This is a genomic window from Acinetobacter sp. Brlt_5, from assembly GCF_051949055.1.
GTDB lineage: Bacteria > Pseudomonadota > Gammaproteobacteria > Pseudomonadales > Moraxellaceae > Acinetobacter > Acinetobacter indicus.
On sequence record NZ_JAYJLP010000008.1, the window covers coordinates 66,789 to 88,028 of the forward strand.

The 21,240-nt window shown below is 46.8% G+C and carries 17 protein-coding genes; 3 read left to right on the forward strand and 14 right to left on the reverse strand.

Annotated features, from left to right (window positions below; genetic code table 11):
- Positions 1 to 4: 4 nt before the first annotated feature.
- The 7 genes from VF685_RS07110 to hcaE form a co-directional block, all read right to left on the reverse strand.
- On the reverse strand, positions 5 to 913 hold the full coding sequence (locus VF685_RS07110; protein ID WP_016659599.1) for a DMT family transporter: 909 nt from the start codon (positions 911 to 913) through the stop codon (positions 5 to 7).
- Positions 914 to 1,225: 312 nt separating this feature from the next.
- The gene (hcaD, locus tag VF685_RS07115; protein WP_104484194.1) at positions 1,226 to 2,455 is read right to left on the reverse strand and encodes a 3-phenylpropionate/cinnamic acid dioxygenase ferredoxin--NAD(+) reductase subunit; all 1,230 of its coding nucleotides are present in this window, start codon (positions 2,453 to 2,455) and stop codon (positions 1,226 to 1,228) included.
- A gap of 4 nt (positions 2,456 to 2,459) precedes the next feature.
- Entirely contained in the window at positions 2,460 to 3,425 is a 966-nt protein-coding gene (locus VF685_RS07120) for a 3-carboxyethylcatechol 2,3-dioxygenase (protein WP_163169934.1), read from the reverse strand.
- A 67-nt stretch (positions 3,426 to 3,492) separates the two neighbouring features.
- Positions 3,493 to 4,308 carry a 3-phenylpropionate-dihydrodiol/cinnamic acid-dihydrodiol dehydrogenase gene (hcaB, locus tag VF685_RS07125; protein ID WP_005182001.1) on the reverse strand — a complete coding sequence of 272 codons (816 nt, stop codon included), beginning with the start codon at positions 4,306 to 4,308 and terminating at the stop codon, positions 3,493 to 3,495.
- A gap of 2 nt (positions 4,309 to 4,310) precedes the next feature.
- On the reverse strand, positions 4,311 to 4,637 hold the full coding sequence (gene hcaC / locus VF685_RS07130) for a 3-phenylpropionate/cinnamic acid dioxygenase ferredoxin subunit (protein ID WP_005181999.1): 327 nt from the start codon (positions 4,635 to 4,637) through the stop codon (positions 4,311 to 4,313).
- Positions 4,637 to 5,155 (reverse strand): 3-phenylpropionate/cinnamic acid dioxygenase subunit beta, encoded by a 519-nt coding sequence (gene hcaF, locus VF685_RS07135; RefSeq protein WP_005181997.1) that lies wholly within the window; start codon positions 5,153 to 5,155, stop codon positions 4,637 to 4,639. The genes hcaC and hcaF overlap by 1 nt, the downstream gene beginning before the upstream one ends.
- Positions 5,152 to 6,519 (reverse strand): 3-phenylpropionate/cinnamic acid dioxygenase subunit alpha, encoded by a 1,368-nt coding sequence (gene hcaE / locus VF685_RS07140; RefSeq protein WP_005181982.1) that lies wholly within the window; start codon positions 6,517 to 6,519, stop codon positions 5,152 to 5,154. Before hcaE ends, hcaF begins: the two co-directional genes overlap by 4 nt.
- A gap of 284 nt (positions 6,520 to 6,803) precedes the next feature.
- Between hcaE and hcaR the strand changes: the two genes are divergently transcribed.
- A complete protein-coding gene (hcaR, locus tag VF685_RS07145) occupies positions 6,804 to 7,703 on the forward strand; it encodes a DNA-binding transcriptional regulator HcaR (protein WP_005181980.1) in 900 nt (299 codons plus the stop codon).
- Positions 7,704 to 8,009: 306 nt separating this feature from the next.
- A complete protein-coding gene (locus VF685_RS07150; protein ID WP_160241647.1) occupies positions 8,010 to 8,687 on the forward strand; it encodes a DUF1345 domain-containing protein in 678 nt (225 codons plus the stop codon).
- Positions 8,688 to 8,761: 74 nt separating this feature from the next.
- On the opposite strand, the gene VF685_RS07155 is transcribed toward VF685_RS07150, so the two are convergent.
- The 7 genes from VF685_RS07155 to VF685_RS07185 all read right to left on the reverse strand — a co-directional run bounded on the left by VF685_RS07155 (position 8,762) and on the right by VF685_RS07185 (position 17,083).
- Positions 8,762 to 9,622 (reverse strand): alpha/beta fold hydrolase, encoded by an 861-nt coding sequence (locus VF685_RS07155; protein ID WP_005181976.1) that lies wholly within the window; start codon positions 9,620 to 9,622, stop codon positions 8,762 to 8,764.
- A gap of 282 nt (positions 9,623 to 9,904) precedes the next feature.
- On the reverse strand, positions 9,905 to 11,176 hold the full coding sequence (locus tag VF685_RS07160) for an OprD family outer membrane porin (RefSeq protein ID WP_163169933.1): 1,272 nt from the start codon (positions 11,174 to 11,176) through the stop codon (positions 9,905 to 9,907).
- A gap of 587 nt (positions 11,177 to 11,763) precedes the next feature.
- Positions 11,764 to 12,783, reverse strand: coding sequence for a 4-hydroxy-2-oxovalerate aldolase (gene dmpG / locus VF685_RS07165; RefSeq protein ID WP_005181971.1), 1,020 nt, complete (start codon positions 12,781 to 12,783; stop codon positions 11,764 to 11,766).
- A gap of 11 nt (positions 12,784 to 12,794) precedes the next feature.
- Positions 12,795 to 13,691 (reverse strand): acetaldehyde dehydrogenase (acetylating), encoded by an 897-nt coding sequence (locus VF685_RS07170; RefSeq protein WP_005181969.1) that lies wholly within the window; start codon positions 13,689 to 13,691, stop codon positions 12,795 to 12,797.
- A 36-nt stretch (positions 13,692 to 13,727) separates the two neighbouring features.
- Complete coding sequence (locus tag VF685_RS07175; protein WP_005181967.1) at positions 13,728 to 14,525, reverse strand: 2-keto-4-pentenoate hydratase; 798 nt, start codon at positions 14,523 to 14,525, stop codon at positions 13,728 to 13,730.
- Positions 14,526 to 15,062: 537 nt separating this feature from the next.
- Positions 15,063 to 15,731 (reverse strand): HAD-IA family hydrolase, encoded by a 669-nt coding sequence (locus VF685_RS07180; protein ID WP_016659605.1) that lies wholly within the window; start codon positions 15,729 to 15,731, stop codon positions 15,063 to 15,065.
- Between the two features lie 383 nt (positions 15,732 to 16,114).
- Entirely contained in the window at positions 16,115 to 17,083 is a 969-nt protein-coding gene (locus VF685_RS07185) for an RluA family pseudouridine synthase (RefSeq protein ID WP_045795497.1), read from the reverse strand.
- Between the two features lie 753 nt (positions 17,084 to 17,836).
- Here VF685_RS07185 and VF685_RS07190 point away from each other — a divergent pair.
- On the forward strand, positions 17,837 to 21,229 hold the full coding sequence (locus VF685_RS07190) for an Rne/Rng family ribonuclease (RefSeq protein WP_152342188.1): 3,393 nt from the start codon (positions 17,837 to 17,839) through the stop codon (positions 21,227 to 21,229).
- The last annotated feature ends 11 nt before the right edge of the window (positions 21,230 to 21,240 follow it).

Below are 21,240 nucleotides of genomic sequence, written 5' to 3' on the forward strand. Positions count from 1 at the left end.
GCTGTCACCATTTAGAAAAATACTGACGCTGCCAGTCTTTCCAGAAATACATCACAATGCCCAGCATCACCACCGCAATCCCGGCCACCGCATGTGCACTGATATGCTCATGATTCAGGGTCGCTCCGAGTACCAGTGCAATAATCGGGGTCATCACATTGCTTAAAGAGACAGTGGACGCAGCCAGACGGCGAATCAGCCAGAAATAACACAGCATCGCCACAATCGAAGACATGATCATGGTAAACAAAAAGCCAATCATGGTTTGCATGCCCGGCCATTCGGTTGGCATATGTGACCAGATGAATGGCAACATCAGCATTGAACCCAGTGCCGAGACCAGCAAGGAACCGGTGGCCTGTGACATCGGACTCAGTGGTGCATTAATCTGCTTGACCCAGAAAATCGAGCTGATATACGACACCATGCTAATTAACATCAGCACAATCCCAATCGGGTTGATCTTGCTGTCTGCCGAGTCGGCAAAGACATAACTCAGCCCGGCCACCGCCACCGCCATGCCCAGCCATTGCAGGGCCACCAGTTTCTGGGTTTTTAAAATCACATGGCCAATTAAACCGGCAATAAGCGGGGAAAAACCAAAAATCAGCGCCATTAAACCCGAAGTCAGGTAATTGGCTGCCAGATAAATAAACAGCTGCGCACCAATCAGGTTCAGGCTGCCCGCCACATAACTTTTGAGTGAGGTTTCATCCAGCGGTAACGGATCACGCATCAGTTTCAGTAAAAACAGCGCAATCAGCGAAGCCCCGAAATAGCGGATAATCAGCACCCACATGGGATGGACTTCTTCCACACTCCACACAATCGCCAGCGGCGTGGTGGCCCAGATCAGCACCAGCAAGGCATAGATACTTGCGGTAACGATCATGGGAGATGAGTTTGAACTCATAGACAACTCAACTAAATTTGAAAACCATAAAATGAAGGCATCTTTATTCAAACCCATCTTGAAATAATGAGGATGACGACCTGAATGTCACCACGGAACGAAGAGAGACGCCCAAACAATGAAAAGAGTTTTGCCCTGCGAACTCAAAAATAAATTTTGAGGATTCTTATCAGCTTTAAAAAGTAAGACCTACCGACACAAAGTCATGTACAAATCACCATGCACATTGTGCTCATGTCTCGACATTAAAATAAAACAGCCATAAAAAAGCAGACCAAAGTTACCCAAGGTCTGCCCTGCCGTATCGCCGGATTATTTTACCAGCTTACGAAGATCCTGACTCAGATCGAGATATTTGTCAGCCTCAAAAGCCGCCTGTTTGCTGATCAGCTTTTTCAGGTGACGCATGTCTTTGGCTGCATTCACGGTAATCCCGCCAACGATCACGCCATCGGTGACACCAAACAATACGAATGATGATTCAGCACGCAGTTCAGGTTTAATCTCGCCACGCACATGCCATTCAGCCGCTGCCATATCACCAACAAACTGATAGTTGATGTCCAGCTGATCGGTCCAGAACCAGGCCGGGTTTGCCGCTGGATGTTCAACGCCCATCACGTGACGCGCGAAGATACCGGCTTGCAGGTTGGCATTTTCCCAGGTTTCAACGCGGCGGTGGTTACCACAGTCACGCAGTTGCGTGGCCACGTCACCCGCTGCATAAATATCCGGATTTGAAGTCTGGCAATTTTCATTGACCTTAACCGCAAAGTCCGCATCCAGACCGGCTTCAACGGCCAGCTGTGCATTCGGGATAATCCCGATGCCATAGACCACAGCATCTGCACGCAGCTCTTCACCGCCTTCCAGTGTTACCACAATTTCTTCGCCATCCAGCTTGCATTCTGCAATCTGGGTCGACAGGCGTACATCAACACCGGCCAATTGTTGCTGCTGCAGCAGGAACTCGCTCAGGATGCGTGGTGATGAACGACCCATCACCATTGGACCCATTTCAATCACGGTCACTTCACATTCTTTAAAACGTGCGCTTGATGCAAGCTCCAGACCGATCACACCACCACCAATCAGGATGATACGGCGGCCCGGCTGTAATACCGGCACCAGCGCTTGTGAATCTTCCAGGTTACGCAGGGTGTACACGTGTTTACCCAGCGCATCGAAGTTGGGTAAACGACGCGCTGCACCACCGGTGGCCAGCAGTAACTTGTCATAAGCAACGACATCACCGTTTTGCAGTTCAACCGTTTTTGCCTCGGCATTGATTTTGGCCACACCGTTACCACGGATGGTTTCAACGCCCAGTTCCGCCAGTTTTTCTTCTGACAGAATTTCGATTTTGGTTTCGGCTGGTTTGAGAATCACATCTTTAGACAAAGGCGGACGCTCATACGGCAAATGGGTTTCATCCCCGATCAGGGTGATTTTGCCTTCGTATTTGTTGCCACGTAATTCCAGAATTGCGCTGGCACCGGCCTGACCTGCACCGACAATCACGATGCTGTTTACATTGCTCATTCAGTTAACCTTTTAATTCTGCAGAAACGATACCGAAACCGGCAATCCACTCGCTGATTTCTTCATAGCAGTGGGTGGTCATGTCATATTCGCCCAGCTCATGCAATGCAGCAAATGCCGCCATCCATGAACGGACTTCCTGACCGCCACGGCCGCCATCACGACGGATTTCCGCTTCAGTCATGGCTTCCAGTGCTGCGAAATCTGCCTGCTTGAATTTCTCCAGCAAGGCAATATCCCATTCCGCATTCAGCGGAACCGCTACCGAGGTATCCCCCGCGGCCAGCTTCTGACCCACGGCAATAATTTTTGCCTGACGGGCTTCACGTGCTTCCGGCGTCGGGTTGCGACCGGCAATCAGGAATTCTTCCACTTCTGGTGGAACAGAACCCATTTGTGGCGTCGGTGGATCGTGTGACAGACCACCTGTACCCAGAACCAGTACACGCTCATTTTCAAGGTTTAAAGACTTGATAAACTGGCCTACAGCACGACCCAAAGCGATCGTACGCTTCGTGGTTGGCATTGGTGCTGCAGCACCATTAATGAAAATAGGAATCGTTGGATAACGATCTAGTTGACCACCACACAGGAAATGTAATGGCTGGGTCACACCGTGGTCGGCCTGCATACGATACGAATAGGCCACATCCACGCCTTCATCGAGGACACGGCGAACCAGATTGAGTGCAGTTTCTTCAGGCACATCAATCTTGTTGTTGTCTTTACCATAGTCCCAGTCACCTGCTGCAGTGGCACGAATACCCACACAGAAACTTGGCATCAGGTCATAGAAGAAACCATTGAAATGGTCTGGACCAAAGGTAATGATCAGGGTTGGATCGTAGGCTTTGACTTCCGCAGACAGTTTTTCAAACGCCTGACGAACAGCTTGTTCTTTGCGTTGTTCTTGCGGAGTGGCAAACTCCATTAAAGGACTGTGCGATGCACAAATAAGTTTAACGGCCATGTGTGACTCCTAAACGGAAGGCAGCCAAAAGGCTGCCGGGTTAGTCCATTATGTTTTAAGGCGTGAATTACTCGTCAAAGAAACCGGCACGTGGTTGACGTAAACCACGAATGCCCAAGCCACATTCCGCGTTAATCAGCACGCCGGTCAGTGGACGGTTGTTTTGACGTGAAGCCAGCAGCACATATGAACCGGTCATATCTTCTGGTTCTGGCAAGAAGTTCAGTGGCATACCACGGGCAATTTTCTCAGGATCACGTGCATCGAGCAGGCCAACATTTTCCTGACCGAGTGATGCCGCGCCTTTGATATTCACATTCATGGCAGACGGTGCCACGGCATTAACACGAACTTTTGGCGCTAATTCATAGGCCAGTTCTTTCATGATGCCTACACCAGCATGTTTGGATGCGGTATAAACAGGACCACCGCCCGATGAATACAGCGCAGAGTTCGATAAAGTGAAGATGATTGAACCTTCTGACTTGATCAGCTCGTCTAGCGCTGCTTTGGCACCCAGAATCAGCGACTTGGTATTAATGCCCATGATTTCATCAAAGGCTTTATCCAGTTGCTCACCCGAGGTGTTAACGATATCGGCATAGTGATCCCAGATACCGGCATTACCCACAAAACAGTCAAGCTTGCCAAAACGCTCAACGGTCGCTTGAACAGCACGGACATTGTCTTCATAGTTGGCAACATCACCAGCGATTGCAAGAATTCGGTCACCAAAGTGTTCCTGTAAAGCATCAACTTTAGACTGAGAACGCTGAAGAACGGCCACCTGTGCTCCTTCTTCCAAAAAACGCTCAACCAAAGCCCAGCCTAAACCTGAACCACCACCAGTGATGAGTGCAACTTCGCCTTTTAGCCAACCCATGATTACTCTCCTGCCATCTCTACGTATAACGCGCCATCTTCAACAATCACTGGGAATGTCTGGATTGGATCTGTTGCTGGCAAGCATAGTGCTTGACCAGTTTTCAAACAGAAACGTGCAGAGTGCAGCGGACATTCAACTGTACCGTCGTCTTCCAGATAACCTTCAGACATCGATGCATTACCATGTGAACAGCGATCATTCATTGCGAAGAATTCACCGCCATTGTTGAATACTGCCAGCGCATCGATACCGTTTACGCCGCAGTCCACTTTCAATGCTTCGCCTTCGTCAAGCTCGTCAACTTGGCAAACAAAAATCTTATTCATTAGAAGAACACACTCAGGTTATGTGAGTTATAGGTAACTTGGTCAAGCGTGATCTTACGGTTGAAGATCTGGAAGCCTAAGCCGCCTTCAACTTTACGGATCTTGTCATGACGCTTACCACAGTAAATCGTAACGTCTTTCTCTTTTTGGGTACGGTACAGTAAATAAGTCACGTACACATCGTATTCGCCTTCTACTTCAGACGCTTCAACAATCACGTTAGACACCATGTGAGTCGTACGTGATGGAGGCTCTTCTGCCCAGGCCATACCGGTTTCAAGACGGGCAACACGACGTTCCAACAGATCTTTCGTATCGTTGAACACCCAAGTCGTCGGTGGTTCAACCGAACGACGACGGTCACGGGTTTGTGCGTTTGGTGTGGTACGTAGCGTATAAGAAATATCTTCAGCTAGCGTGTCTAACCACTCGCGGAATTTCCAGTCATCAAGAAGCTTGGCTTCTTGATACAGGAACTGACTGATCTGGTGATGAAGTTCTAAGCTGATTTGACTCATTTCATAAGCTCCTTCTCGTATTCGTCAGCCGCTTTTTCAACGTCTTCCCATTTTTCATGGATCAATAAATCTGCCCAGCGACGGTACATACCGCGTGCTGCAGTTTCAGAGAAAATGTAGTTGGTGATGCCCGGGATACCATCTTCACGTACTTTCTCGTTGCCTTTACCCATCTCAACGATCAATTTGTTTTGACGTGCTTTATAACCACGTAAAACTTTCTGAATCTCGATCCAGTTCTCAGAGTCATCTTGCTCCAGGAAGCCGGCAGGACCGAATGCACGCGTTGCAGAGCGTTCAAACGCTTCTTTCACTTCTTGAGACGCTTCAGCATCGGCAATACAGAATGCCCAAACTTCAGTTTTGTTTGGACCACGTGGGTGCCATACGCGAAGTGTTGCAGTACCGTTCAACCAAGACAGTGTCGGGAACATGGTGTTGTGACCTGCAAGACGCAGCGCACGTACTTCACCTAGACGCTCTTTTACTTCTTCATACGTTTCGCGGAAGTAGTTGGCCACTTCACCGTCAACCCAAACGTTTGCATCTGGTTTCTCTGTGAAGAAGAAGCCTGAACCGTGACCACGTGAACCGTATTGCAGTGCATCTTTTGCAGTTTCCCAAACTGGACGAGCCGTTTGAGCAGCACCTAATTTCTTGGTTGATTCGTCGTCTGGTTTCGCGCCAAGTACCTGAATCGCAGATGCGTGAGAGAACAGGGCGTGGTATTGGTCAGATGCAAACTGTTCAGCTGCAAATTTCCAGTTACACTCGATTTCCCACTTGTGTACACCACCGATGATTTCAGTACCACCTGGACGACGGTCTACCACGCCATCAAGATACCAAGCGATATCACCCATGTATTCTTCTAGATCTGGTGTGGTTTCATCCCAGCAGCCGAATACTAGGCCTTTGTAAGATTTCACACGGTTTACTTCAACCAGACCCCATTGCTCTTTACATGCACCATGTGGGTAAGCACGATCTTCAAGCGGGATGTCTTTTAAAGAACCGTCAATACCGTAAGACCAGCCGTGGTATGGGCAAGTGAACGCACGGGTATTACCACAGTCTGCGAAGCTTACGCGCATAGAACGGTGACGGCATTGGTTTAAGAATGCTTTGATCGAGCCATCTTTTTGACGTGCCACAATGATCGGATCTTCACCCATATAGGTGTTGAAGAAGTCGCCCGCCTTAGGAATTTGGCTTTCATGGCAAAGGAATAACCAGGTACGACCAAATACACGTTCAAGTTCTAACTCGTAGATATCTGGATCAGTATAGATAGATGGCGTAATACGTCCATTTTGTGCATCGACTAAAGCGTCGATTTCGCGCACATCAATTTTTCCACTCATTGAAAGCTCTCCTGTGACCGACACAACGGCACAAAATAAATAGACTCAACTTTGCATGGATAATGATTTTTTAGCGGGGTTTAGTGAAATATTTTTTTTGTTTTAATTAAGATATTTTATCAATTACTTATCGCTTATTTCTCTTTATTAAAGCATTAATAAAATTTGAAAGCCTATTTATTTCCTAAATGGCAGAATAATCTTCACCTAATAGTTGATTATAGACTATACTCTTAAGACATGATAGTTAGACATTTTTTGAATTAATCTTTTGGAATGGGTTTATGGAATTACGTCACCTTCGCTATTTCATTACCGTGGCTGAAGAACTGAACTTCAGTAAGGCTGCCTTGAAGCTCTACACAGCCCAGCCTTCTTTAAGTCAACAGATTAAAGACCTCGAAGAAGACGTTGGCGTAAAACTGTTACACCGGACCAAACGTAAGGTCGAACTGACAGAAGAAGGCGCAGTGTTTCTGGAACAGGCGCGCTTGACCCTGGCGCAGGCCGACAAAGCCGTGGCTATGGCGCGTCAGGTGTCCCAGGCCAAACAGCAGATGCTACGCATTGGCTTTGTACCGGTCGCGGAAATGAAGATTTTCCCGTATGTGTTGCCGAATCTGCGCGTACAGAACCCAGATCTGAAAATTGAATTGCTCAGTATGAACAACAATGATCAGATGAAAGCCATTAAAAAAGGTGAACTGGACATCACCTTTACCCGTCACAACTTTAACAGTGATGAAATTGAAAGCCAGTTCGTGCTGCGTGAACCACTGATTTTCATTTTGCCAAAAGACCATCCACTGGCCAAATACGAACGTATTCCGGTCAAAGCCCTCAACGGTATTGATTTTATTATTCCGGCCGCCGAGCAGTCGCAGAATTTGCACGACATGATTCTAAACTTTGCCAAGACCAATGGTATTGAATTTAATATTGTGCAAAAAGCCGACAACATCCTGTTCAATATCAACTCGATTGGTATGGGACTGGGTTGTACCATTTTGCCGGGCTACATTGCCCCGCTGACCATGAACAACACCATCATCCGTCCGCTGGATATCGAACTGCCTTATCTGGACCTGTATGTCAGTTACCGTAAAAACAGCAACTCGCCATCGGTCGACAAGTTTATGGAACTGTTGACCCGGGTGTTTTATCTGGATATTAACCGCGATTAAGCCGCGCTTTGGCTGACTGCCTGCCAGCATCATTATTTCGAGACTAAATAATGGTGCTTTTTTTATGGCCAATTTGCTGGCTTTTTAATCAGATTAGACTTAAGTCGCAGGCTTTTTTGCACCATTTTTTATCATTTTTGCACTTTTACGACTTTTTCTCTGCTAGCCGCACAGATTTATTTTCAGCCGCAAACTACAACTTAAGTCTAATAAGCTAGACTACAGTGAAGTGCCGCTATGTTCTGCCCCTGAAGCAGGATGCTAGGCATGCTTTTATCTGTCATGGGCCAGATCAAAGGAATAAGAATGATAAAAACACCGTTTAGCCATATTAAAACCGGGATGCAGTCTCATCCTTATTTTTTTATCAGTTTTCTGATCACCACGGTGCTGTACGGTATTTTTCAGTGCTTGAGCCCGTGGACCTGGTCGACCTGCCTGCTCATCAGCTGGAATATTGCCGTGTCCGGCTATCTGCTCTTTACCCTGCTGAATTTCTGGCATAGTGATCATCAGCATATTCTGCAACGCGCCCAGCAGCAGGATGCCAGTAAATGGCTGATTCTGTTACTGCTGTTTCTAACCCTGGTGATGTGCTTTATTGCGATTATTGTCGAGATCAACTTATTTGCCCAAACCGACTTTGCCCGCATGGGGCATTTTCTGCTGGCGATTACCACTATTTTATGTGCCTGGCTGTTTATGCATACCATTTTTGCGATTCACTATGCGCATGACTATTATCTGGCGCTGCAACAGCATCAGGCAGGTGGGCTGGAGTTTCCGAAAACCCCTTACCCGACCTATCCGGATTTTCTCTATTTTAGTTATGTGATTGGCACGTCGGCACAAACCGCCGATGTCAGCATCAGCTCACGCGCGATGCGTATCCTGAACACCCTGCATATTGTGCTGGCCTATATGTTTAACACCACCATTTTGGCGATTTGCATTAATCTGGTGGCCAGCTTTATTCAGCACTAAACCGGTTGAGCCAGAAATTCCGCCCATAAAAAAAGGATGGCCTGTCACCATCCTTTTTTGCTTTTATCACCGGCTTATTTTACGCCGTGTGCGGCCAGGTAGTTTTTAATAACCGTGTTGAACTCATCGGCTTTTTCAACTTGTGACCAGTGACCACATTGGCTGAAGATGTGTGCATCTGCATTTGGCACCACATTTAGAATGTCCCAGGTACGGGATACTGGAATCACCACGTCTTGAGTACCATGAATCAGAAGTACAGGTACCGTGATGTCTTTCATTTTTTCGAAGTCTAATGGGAATTCGAAACGGTCACGGTCACGCGCACCCACCACGTCCATTAAACGGTCAGAGGCATAGTCATTTGCAGCCGAGTCAAAACGGACTTTCACCAGTTCATCTGTAATCAGGTCTTTGTTTACCACGAACATAGACAGTGTCTTACGGATACCTTCTTCAGTCAGTACAGGGTTCGCGTGTGCTTTCAGTGCCGCAGTTTGCTTGGCACCACCGGTACCCATAGACACGATACCCAGAACGCGCTCTGGATAATCCAGTGCCAATTGAAATGCCAACCAGCCACCTAAAGAGTTACCCACCAACCAGGTTTTCTCGATACCTAAAGCATCTAAGGTACGGATTGCGTGATCAACCCAGGCACGGATCCCGTATTGGGTACCCGGTGCAACAACGGTTTGACCATAACCAATGGTATCAATCGCGATACAACGTGCCTGTTCACCAATTTGTGGCAGGTTTAACCACCAGTTGGCCGCTGCAGATACACCCGTACCTGAACCGTGCAAGAACAGAATTGGCGTACCTTCACCAATTTCATGGTAATGGGTGAGTTCGCCTTCTGCGGTTTCAATCCATTTATCTTCTAAGCCAAAGAATGAATCTGTTGTATAGTCAGGGATTTGGACAGTGCTCATACTTACTCCTCATACAGTCTTTAGCTTGCGTTTCCCTCAATCTTGGAAGGTCTGGACGTCAAGTGACTCGTTGAACATGCGTTTTCTATAGGCTTATATTAACCGCTCCTGCGCTTTCAACTGATACAAAATTACGATTTTAAGCTACAAAAAAACGATTATTTAAGCCATTGTTTTTAAACATTTTAGTTATTTTTAAATCTTTATTTGTATTAGGGCTTTCATCTGATTTTACATAAAAAAGAGCAGCTGGAGGTGCAGCTGCTCTTTGATCTTGACCAATTAGAATGTATAGGTATAGGTCGTCGCGATACGGTGTTCTTCTAGATCATTACCACCTGAGATATTGTCATAGTTGGTATCAATAAACATGTAGTTGAAACCTAAACCTTTTAGCTTACCTTCTGGTACCACATAGTTCACAATCAGGTTGTTTTCATTTTCTTTGCCACGCGGTTCGCCTGCACCATTATCGACATCCCAACCACGGAAATGACGTGCAGTTGCGGTTAAACCTGGTACACCCACATCAGCAAAGTTATAGGTATAACCCAAGCTCCATGATTTTTCATCTTTACGGATAAAGCTTGCCACCGACCAGTTGTCTAAATATGGCTGTGGTACCCAACCACCCAATGTCGGGAACATTGGCGCTTTGTTACCATGCTCTCCAAACATTTGCTGGTAGCCTAATTGTACTGTGTGCATACCATGGTTGATTTTTGCACCTGCAGACACGGCCTGGCTGTCAATCTTGCCATACAGCTGGTCACCCGATTCGCTGTTGTCAAAATAACGTACATGGGTGTCTAACTTGGTGTTTTCAGCCAAGGTCGTTTTATAGTTTACAGCGGCATAGTGTTGTTGGTAGATGTTGGTGACATCGGCATACCAGTAACTACCACCCACTTTTGGGGTGAATTGATGATCAATCCCTACGATGTACATGCCGTCATCTGTACTGACTGCTGTCGCAAAGTTGTTTTGCGGAAATAAGCTCAGGTCATGATATTGATTTTCATAACGTGCATTAATGCCATCTAAATATGCCAAGGTCAGTTTAGTATCTTTAATGTCCTTAGACTCTAACCAGGCACCACTATAAGTAGTCAGTAATTGGCGAGATGGATCAAAGAATACCACTGGTGACATTGGTAATAGATCACCAACCTTCAACTCAGTTTCAGATACCTTAACTTTTAAGGTTGCACCAACTTTACCAAAATGATCTTTAGATTCTTTGCCATCGTGAGGTAACACCCAATCCGGATTTTGATCACGGCCGTTGAGTTTAACTGCATGTTGAACCAGTACATCTGCTCCAATTTGCACGCCACCACCAATATCATGATAACCAGACTTGGCATCCAAAGTTACCGCCTGTGACCATGAACCAAAGTTCAATTCTGGTTTATCTTGATACTGACGATCTAAATAGAAATTTTTAAATTTAAGTTGAACATTGCTGTCATCAATAAAATCTGCATATGTAGCAGAAGTTCCTAAAGTTGCTGTCGCAGCAAGCATTGCTATCCATAATTTTTGACGACGCATGGTAAATTTTCCCATTCAGCAGATAAAAACAATGCCGTCATCATGCGTAAGCATAATCAAATAGAAAATCCGACCACAGTATTAAACATTTATCGTTTTGGGCATTTTTTTGATTTCACAGCGCTTTTTTTATTTTTTTAAGATATTTCAGCAATCATTTCCCTGCTAAATACTCTCCACCCTAAAAATATAAACCTCTGTTATTCATATTATTTTTCACTGTATTTTTTATTTATTCCGAGTTTTTAGGCTTTATTTATTGGTTTTAACATTAACACTTTAACTAATAGCTTTTAACTATCAGTATTATTTATAAAAAATTTAATATTTAAAACAATTCAGCTTTTCCCCGAATTTAAATTAATCGGTTTTCTCCCCCCCTTTTCCATCCTTTTACAATAAATCACCACTAATCATTTAAAAGACTTTTTATATAAAAATAAGATGCGTTTTAAATGCATTGATCTGTGTGATTTTAAATCCGGATTAATTTTTAAAATGGTCGTGAGCCAATCAATCGCACCAATAAAAAAAGCACCCCAAATATATTTGGAGTGCTTTATTCAAGCCAGTTTTAAAATTAAAACTTAAGCTTGCATTTCACGCGCTTTAGACATAGTAAGCGCTAAGTCTTCAATCATGTCTTCCTGACCACCGACTGTACCACGGCGACCCAGTTCCATCAGGATTTCACGCGCAGACACGCCATATTTCGCTTCAGCACGTTTCGCGAACAACAGGAATGAAGAGTAAACACCCGCATAACCTAAAGTTGCCGCATCACGGTCTGCACGAATCGGGTTGTGCATCATTGGAATTACGAGATCTTCAGCAACGTCTTGTACTTTGAACAGGTCAACGCCTGTATCCATACCCATACGGTTCGCTACAGCAATGAACAATTCAAGTGGTGTGTTACCCGCACCCGCACCAAGACCTGCAGAGGCCAAGTCCACACGTACCGCACCGGCTTCAACCGCAGCAACCGTATTCGATACACCCATACCTAAGTTGTGGTGACCGTGGAAACCAAGTTCGATGCTTGGGTCAAGGTGTTGACGTAAGTGACCCACGCGGTCTTTCACGTCTTGAGGAAGCATGTAACCTGCTGAGTCTGTGACATAAATACAGTTTGCACCGTAAGACACCATCTTCTGCGCTTCTTCTAAAAGACGCTCAGGAGAAGCCATGTGAGCCAGCATTAAGAAGCCCACAGTGTCCATGTCGAGTTTACGAGCAGCAGTGATGTGCTGTTCAGAACAGTCCGCTTCTGTACAGTGTGTTGCAACACGAATCGTTGATACACCAATTTCATGCGCCATTTTCAAATGATCAACTGTACCGATACCAGGAAGAAGCAGTGCAGACACTTTCGCATTCTTCATACGTGGCACAACAGCAGACAGGTATTCTTCGTCAGTAGCAGCAGCAAAACCGTAGTTGACTGATGAACCACCAAGACCGTCACCGTGGGTCACTTCAATTAAAGGTACGCCGGCATCATCTAATGCTGTTGAAATGGCAATCATTTGCTCAACAGTGGTTTGATGGCGCTGCGGGTGCATACCATCACGTAAAGTCATATCATGAACAATAATCTTAGACATGAGGTTGCTCCTTAAGCTTCAGCAGTGTTGAAAACGTGTTCAGCAAACATTTCTGCAGTACGTGCAGCAGCCGCTGTCATAATATCCAGGTTACCTGCATATTTCGGCAAGAAGTCACCTAAACCTTCGACTTCTAAGAAGATCGAAACACGGTTACCGTCAAAAATAGGACCGTTTACCAGTTTGTAACCTGGTACATATTTTTGCACTTCTTTAATCATCGCATGTACAGATTCAGTGATCGCAGCTTGATCTGGCTCACCTTCAACTAAACAATGTACTGTGTCACGCATCATCAGTGGTGGCTCAGCTGGGTTAATGATGATGATCGCTTTACCTTGTTTCGCACCACCAACTTTCTCAATTGCACCCGCAGTGGTACGGGTAAATTCATCAATGTTTTTACGCGTACCTGGACCAACTGATTTCGTCGATACCGTTGCAATGATTTCGCCATATTCAACCGGTTGAACGCGAGAAACCGCAGCAACCATTGGAATGGTTGCCTGACCGCCACACGTTACCATGTTGACGTTTGGCACTTCACCAGCCGCAAGCAATGCTTCCAGGTTGACAGGTGGTACGCAGAATGGACCAATTGCAGCCGGTGTTAAGTCAATCATTAACACGCCAAGTTCATTGAGCTTGCGGCTGTTTTCTGCGTGTACGTATGCAGACGTTGCATCGAATGCAATTTTGATGTCATCTTCGATTACGTGAGGAAGAAGACCATCTACACCTTCAGCCGTGGTTTTTAAACCCATTTTCGCTGCACGCGCCAGACCTTCAGATGTAGGATCAATACCCACCATCCATACTGGCTCTAACCATTCGCTGCGTTGTAATTTGTAAAGCAAATCAGTACCGATGTTACCTGGACCGATCATTGCACATTTAATCTTTTTCATGAATGTACTCTCTTAAAATTCTGATCAGGTTGGGGCTTATTCAGCAGCGAATGCCGCTGTAACTGAACCAAAGCCTTCAATTTCAACTTTGAATTCATCGCCTGGTTGCGCCACAACCATTGGCCCTAACGCACCTGTTAAGATGATGTCGCCTTTTAACAATGGACGACCACGGCGTACCATTTCATCTGCCAGCCAGACTGCAGCATTCAATGGGTTGGCTAAACAGGCTTTACCCACACCTTGAGAAACCACTTCTTCACCGCGGGTCATGACCATCTTGCAATTCACAAGATCCAGGTTTTCCAGTTTTACCGGTTGAGAACCCAGTACAAACGCCGCTGAAGATGCGTTGTCTGCCACGGTGTCAATCAGGCTGATTTTCCAGTTTTCAATACGGCTATCCACCACTTCTACTGCTGGCAGTGCGTAGTCAGTTGCACTGATAATGTCAGCATAGGTGTGTTTTTCTTTGGTCAAATCTTCTTTAATGACCAGTGCAATTTCTGCTTCAACTTTCGGTTGAATCAGCAAACCTGCAGGAATGGCTTCACCATCACCATAGGCCATATCTGCAAACAACATACCGAAATCTGGCTGATCAACACCCAGTTGTGCCTGAACTACCTTCGAGGTCAAACCAATTTTGCGACCTACTAAACGGCGGCCTTCTTTCAACGCGCGTTCGGTATTTACTTCTTGAACTGCGTACGCGATATCTACATCAGCAGATTCACCGCCTAATTGTGGGCGAATCGGTGCAATCGCAGTTTGTGATAATTCAGCATCTCTTAACGCTTGAGCAACTGATGCAACAACAGCAGAATTCGACATCAATGTTTCCTTAAACTGCAAAAATTGGGCTTATGCTGTTGACTAGATTTTCCGGCATGCAGCTGAACATCGGCCGATATAGGGGGGACTGATCAGAGCGGCAACAGGCTGTTGCTGCCGATCTCTAGCAAACGCGCATAGATATAAACTGATTTAGAATCGGAAAAATGGACTTTTTATGCCAATACTTATTTTATTTTTTACAATAGCTAGAACCTATAACACAGCCACAACTCAACCGACACGAAGCCCCTGATAGCTATAGATTTCCGAGTATTTCTATCCACTTTTTAAGAAAATCTGGATGAGAAGTTTCAGCGCTTAAGGCTTCGGTATTAGACGATTTTATCAGCAGCTTTTAGAGGCAATAAGGCTGCACAGTGTTTATACAGCCTCTAGAACAGAAAAAGAAAGACGAAACTTTGCAATCACGCAACATGCCCAGGCAGAGATCAATATAAGAAGGAAGAAAATAAGCTCTTGAATAAAAGAAGAAGCGGCAAGAGGTTCACTTCTTCTGAAAAGATGCTCTCCCACCTAGATGGCCTGTTTCATTTGTACCTGCTGTAACAGGAACTGATGCAGGCTGCTGACATCCCCGGCAATTTTTAGCGGTTGAAACAGCTGTAACACTTCGACCGTATGTACCCCATAGCTGACACCCACACGCGGCATGGCAATAGCCTGCGCCATTTCCAGATCATAAGAGGTATCGCCGACCATAATTGCCTGCTCAGGGCGCACTCCGGTTTCTGCCAGAATTTCTTCTAACATTAAGGGATGCGGTTTAGAGCGGGTTTCACTGGCGGCACGGGTCGCAGCAAACAGATTCATACTTTGAGTCTGCTGCAATACACGATCTAGGCCTTTACGACTTTTACCGGTAGCCACCGCGAGTTTTACCCCGGCATTCTGTAAATCATCCAGCATCGCCGCCACACCATCAAACCAGACATCGGTTTTGGAGTTGGCTACATAGTGCTCGGAATAGCACTGTAAAATCTCGCCATGCAATTCCGGCACCATCGGGAACAAACGCTGCGCCACTTCAGGCAGGCCCAAACCGATAATGCTTTTGGCTGCTTCATCGGTTAAGGGTTGCTGAAACTGCTGTGCAGCGAACTGTAAACTCGCCACAATTTGACCGACTGAATCAAACAAGGTGCCATCCCAGTCGAAAATGATGAGTTCTACAGCTGTGTTCATATATGGTTTCCTCGATTTGATTCGGTTTAAATCCACCCCGCCCCTCCTTTAAAAAAGGAGGGAGAGCTTCATTAGAAAATAACTTTTATTGCAAGATCACAACAGATATTAATTACCCAACGGCGACATCCATGTCGCCTTTCGCACATTTCGGATGCAGATATCATTTACTATCGCAACGCTCCCTCTCCTGAACGAGTTTAAAGCACTGCTTTAAACGACGTGCAAGAAGGAGACTTGCGCAGCAGTGCTGCTCAGGGAGAGGATTTTTCCGAAATTTAATCTCCCCCTTGCGGAACAATGTTCCTCATCTTTAATTTTAATAAAGAGGGAAATTTCCCACTTAAATAAAGCAAGACGAACGAGAATTAAAAAGCCAAAGATTATTCGTCATCTTCCCCAAGTGTTAGCACCTTATCTGCCTTTTGCGCACGGAGCTGTGCGACCAGACTCTGCATATCTTCAGGCAACGGCGCTTCAATGGTCGGATAACCCGGAATTTCCAGACGCATGGCGTGTAAACACAAGCGACGTGGTTTAGGCCCGCGATATTCGGTTTCATGACCGTATTTTTCATCGCCCACCAGCGGATGGCCAATACTCAGACCATGCACACGAATCTGATGGGTACGTCCAGACAGCGGCGATGCATAGACCAGTGTGGCATGCATAAAGCGCTCTTGCACATTCCACTGGGTTTTCGATTCTTTACCTTCTTTAGACACACGCACGCGACGTTCGCCATTGGCCAGCTCATAACGATGTAGAGGTGCATCAATCAGCTGTTTGTCCAGCGTCACCTGTCCTTTCACCACCGCAGCATAGGTTTTACGGATTTTGTGTTCGCGCAGCATGTCCTGCAAGGTTTTTAATACGCTGCGTTTTTTCGAAATCATCACCAGACCCGAAGTATCGCGGTCAATGCGGTGAATCAGCTCCAGATATTTTTTCCCGGTGGCGGCGCGCAAGCCTTCAATCAGGCCATAGGCCACACCACTGCCCCCATGCACGGCAATGCCCGATGGCTTGTTCACCACCATCAGCCCTTCATCTTCATAGATGACCCGGTTCAGCAAGCCTTGAGCAACTTTGTCCGACACCGGCGCCGGGGTATCATCTTTCTGTTCAAAACGGATTGGAGCAACCCGGATCTGATCGCCAATATTCAGCTTGGTTTCGGCTTTGACCCGTTTTTTATTGACCCGTACCTGACCTTCACGAATCAGACGGTAAATCCGGCTTTTGGGCACGCCTTTTAAACGGCTAAACAAAAAGTTGTCAATCCGTTGCCCCGCTTGATGCTCATCGACTTCAAACCAAGTGACACTTTGCCATTGTTGGGTAGAATTCATACAGTTACGACGACCTAAAAAAATACTAAAATTGATTAAAAACTGATCACTTAGGCTATGCTTTACACAAGAAACATAAGCTTAGCCCATAGGCAGATGATGCAAGGTTTGATATAGTCAGCGCACGGAAACCATCGTAAGTGGGTAAAAGTTGGGTCATTTCGGTTTTTACTGAAGTTGATTATTCAATCAAACACTCCACTAAACACGTAAAGGTCCCAAAAGAATTATGCCGACGCCGAAGGCTTATTATATCGGCAAAACTGCAAACTGTTGCGTTTAATTGTACTTAAGGTACATAAATCAGTTTGCCTGAAAAAATATGTCGCCAACCTCAAGTTGGTTTTTAAACGTAAACTGATACACATCAGACTAGTCGTTCCCTGATGTCGCATTCAGGCTACAGCGTTGATACATTGGATCTGCACAAATTGTAAAGATACGACGATAATTCCGTATCAAGACACTCGACTAAAAGAAGGGATGATCTTTGAGCAATGTGACAGTGAAAGTTACTCACATCCAATGTACCGCTCGTCCGCCAGTGAAACGACCAGGTGACTTTAATCGTTTAAAGATTGAAGCCGTATTGACATCATCAATACGTGAATCATCCACCGAAACCCGATTATCAGGCCGGTAGAGAAACGTTCAGACCGCTGTATTTGAGATCTGAACCATGATCCGTGATGTTTGATGCTCGCTACGTATAGAGCGATGTTTTGCTGTGTATCACTATAAGGTGTTACACCCATGAAACGTATGTTGATTAATGCAACACATGCTGAAGAAATTCGCGTTGCACTTGTCACTGGTCAGCGTCTTTACGATTTTGATTTAGAAAATCGTACCCGTGAACAAAAAAAATCAAATATCTATAAAGGTCATGTGACTCGCGTAGAGCCATCTTTAGAAGCTGTATTTGTTGAGTATGGTGCCGGTCGTCAAGGTTTCCTGTCGATGCGCGAAATTGCCAACTCTTACTACAAGGCCGATCCTCGTCAAACTTCAAATATTCGCGAACTGATTACTGAAGGCACCGAACTGCTGGTTCAGGTAGAAAAAGAAGAGCGCGGCAACAAAGGTGCTGCCCTGTCGACCTTTATTTCACTGGCGGGCCGTTACCTGGTCCTGATGCCAAACAACCCGAAAGGGGGTGGTATCAGCCGTCAGATTTCTGGTTCAGTGCGTGAAGAACTGAAAGAAATGCTGGCCTCTTTAAACGTGCCACGCGGTATGAGCGTGATTGTACGTACTGCCGGTATTGGTCGTTCTCAAGAAGAATTACAACTTGATTTACAGCATCTGCTAGATCTGTGGGCGCAAATTCAAAGCACCTCAAGTTCTGGTCCATCGCCAATGCTGGTGCATCAGGAAGCCGGTGTCGTCACGCGTGCCATTCGTGACTACCTGCGTGATGATGTGGCTGAAATCCTGATTGACTCAGAACAGGCCTATAACGAAGCTTATAACTTCGTAAAAGCGGTGATGCCACGTCAGCTCGACAAGTTAAAAACCTATACCCTAAATGAACCACTGTTCGCGCATTTCGGTATCGAAAGCCAGATTCAAACCGCCTATGAACGCGAAGTCAAACTGCCTTCAGGTGGTTCAATCGTGATTGACCAAACCGAAGCATTGGTGTCAATCGACATTAACTCGGCAAAATCAACTCGTGGTCAGGACGTTGAAGATACCGCACTAAACACCAACCTGGAAGCTGCTGAAGAAATTGCACGCCAGTTACGTTTACGTGACATCGGTGGTCTGGTAGTAATCGACTTTATCGACATGACCAAAGACCGTAACCAGCGTATGGTGGAAGCCAAGCTGCGTGAAGCAACGCAAAGCGACCGCGCGCGTATCCAGTTTGGTCAATTGTCACGCTTTGGTTTAATGGAGATGAGCCGTCAGCGCTTACGTCCATCTTTAGAAGAAGCGACCGGTTATGTTTGCCCACGTTGTCATGGTACCGGCATGGTACGTGACTTACGTTCTCTCTCACTGTCGATTATGCGTAAAGTGGAAGAGATTGCGCTACGTGAGCGTCATGGTGAAGTTCAGGTTGAAGTACCGGTTGAAATTGCAGCATTCTTATTGAATGAAAAGCGTCACAGCCTGGTTTACCTTGAACAAACCTCAAATGTACGTGTAACGGTATTGCCGCACCCGCATTTAGAAACCCCACATTACGAAATCTCTTACAATCCGGAAGGCTTTGCCCCAACCAGCTATGAACGCACAGCAGCCACCCGCTTAAGCGAACAGGAACTGGGTTATGAAGCCTCTGAATGGCATTTAGAAGAAGAACAGCACGCTCAGCATGCAGCTGCGCCTGCAGCACCGCAAAAGGAACAGAAGCGTCCAGCCAAAGCTCAAGCCGCTGCGCCTGCACAAGTGGCCCCTGCTGCCGCTGCACCAAGTGCTAGCCCATGTGCATGGTTAGAAAACCTGTTTGTGCAAAAACAGGCCAACACGGTTGATCAGTCACGTAGCGCCAACAATGCGGCTGCAGCGATTGAGCAAATGGTCAATAATGGCGCAGTTAGCCGTGGCCAGTTCGGTCAGATTGCAGCTGCGGCGCCTGTGGCTGCACCAGCAGCAGCAACCAGCAATGCTTATCTTGCCCCATCAACTGTGGCCAAGCATGAGCGTGATCACGCTGAAAAACCGGCTGAACGTGAAGAAAAATCATCACGTCACAACAACAAAAAGCGCAGCAAGCACAAAGAGCCGCGCGAGCAAAACAGCCAGAATGACAACAGCCCAGCACAGCATCAGGTACACGAAGAAGTGGTGCAGCTGTCACGTCAGGAGCAACGTCAGGAAGCGCGTGAAAACAAACGCAACTCCCGCCGTCAGCACAACAACAATGAACAGACGCAAAACGAAGCGCAACAGCAAGATGCTGTGCCACGTCGTGACCGTCGTAACCAGCAACGTCCAGAGCGTCCAAATCGCCACCGCGATGCCAGCGTGCTGAATGACACGGCTGCACCGGCAGCAGCACCAGCCACTGAAGCACAAAGCCTGAAAGTGGACCTGGTGGATGCACCACGTCAGGACGTGATGCCAACTGCTCTGGTGGTGAATGTTGATGCTGCACAAAGTGAAATTGTCGCGCTGAACCAGAACGCAGCCGCTGCACCAGCAGCGACCGCTGAACTTCCGGTTGCGGCCAGCACTGAAGCAGTAGAAGAAGCACCAGTACCAAAAGAAGAAGTGGCACCTGCGGCAATTGTGGCTGAAGAGCACAAATCGCAACCGGTGAAACGCGCCAGCAACGATCCGCGTCAGCGTCGTCGCCAGCAGCGTGAAGGTCGTGCGCAACAAAACCAGCCGCCAAAGCTGTCACCGTCTCAGGTTCCAGCCTTGCAGCAGTACACGGTAGGCAGCCTGATCCGTCATGTGTATGGTGAAGATTGCTCGGTGCTGATTGAGCAGTTTGGTTTAATTCCAACCTTCAACCGCGCCCTGCAAAAGTTCACTGAACAATATGCAGCCAGCCTGGTCGCTCAAGCACCTGCGGCAGAAAGCCAAAAGCAGCCTGTGACCCGTGATGTTGAAGTCAGCAAAGCCGAGCCAGAAGCAGAACCTGCTCCTGTGCTGGACCTGACTCCACCAGCGCCAGTCAAACGTGTGGCCAATGATCCGCGTGAGCGTCGTCGTTTAGCCAAACTTGCTGCCGAACAGGCGCTGGAACAGGCCAAACAGGCCCATGCTGACGAAGCAGAAAAAGCACCCGCTAACGATGCACCAGCAGAAACTGCGGCGGACGCTCAAGCAGCTGAAGCAACAGAAGCCACTGCTGCAAGCAGCACAGCAGCACCTGTAGAAGCGACTGCCGAGCCAGCAGCAACTGAAGCAGCACCAGCGGCTGAAACCACTGCGACTGAAACTGAAGTGGCGACTGAAGAAAGCGCTGCAGCCGAAGCACCGGCTAAAGAAACAGCGAAAGCTGAAGCAGCGCAACCAGTACAGGCTGAACTGCCAGTTGATGCAGCAGATGCCAGCGAAGCACCGGCAAATGCAGAAGCTGAAGCTCCAGAAGCCGCAGCAGACAAGGCCGAGAAAGAAAAACCGGCACGTCCGCGTCGTCCACGTGGCCGTCCACCAAAGAAAGCCAACACCTCAACTGAGTCATAATTTGCTTTTTT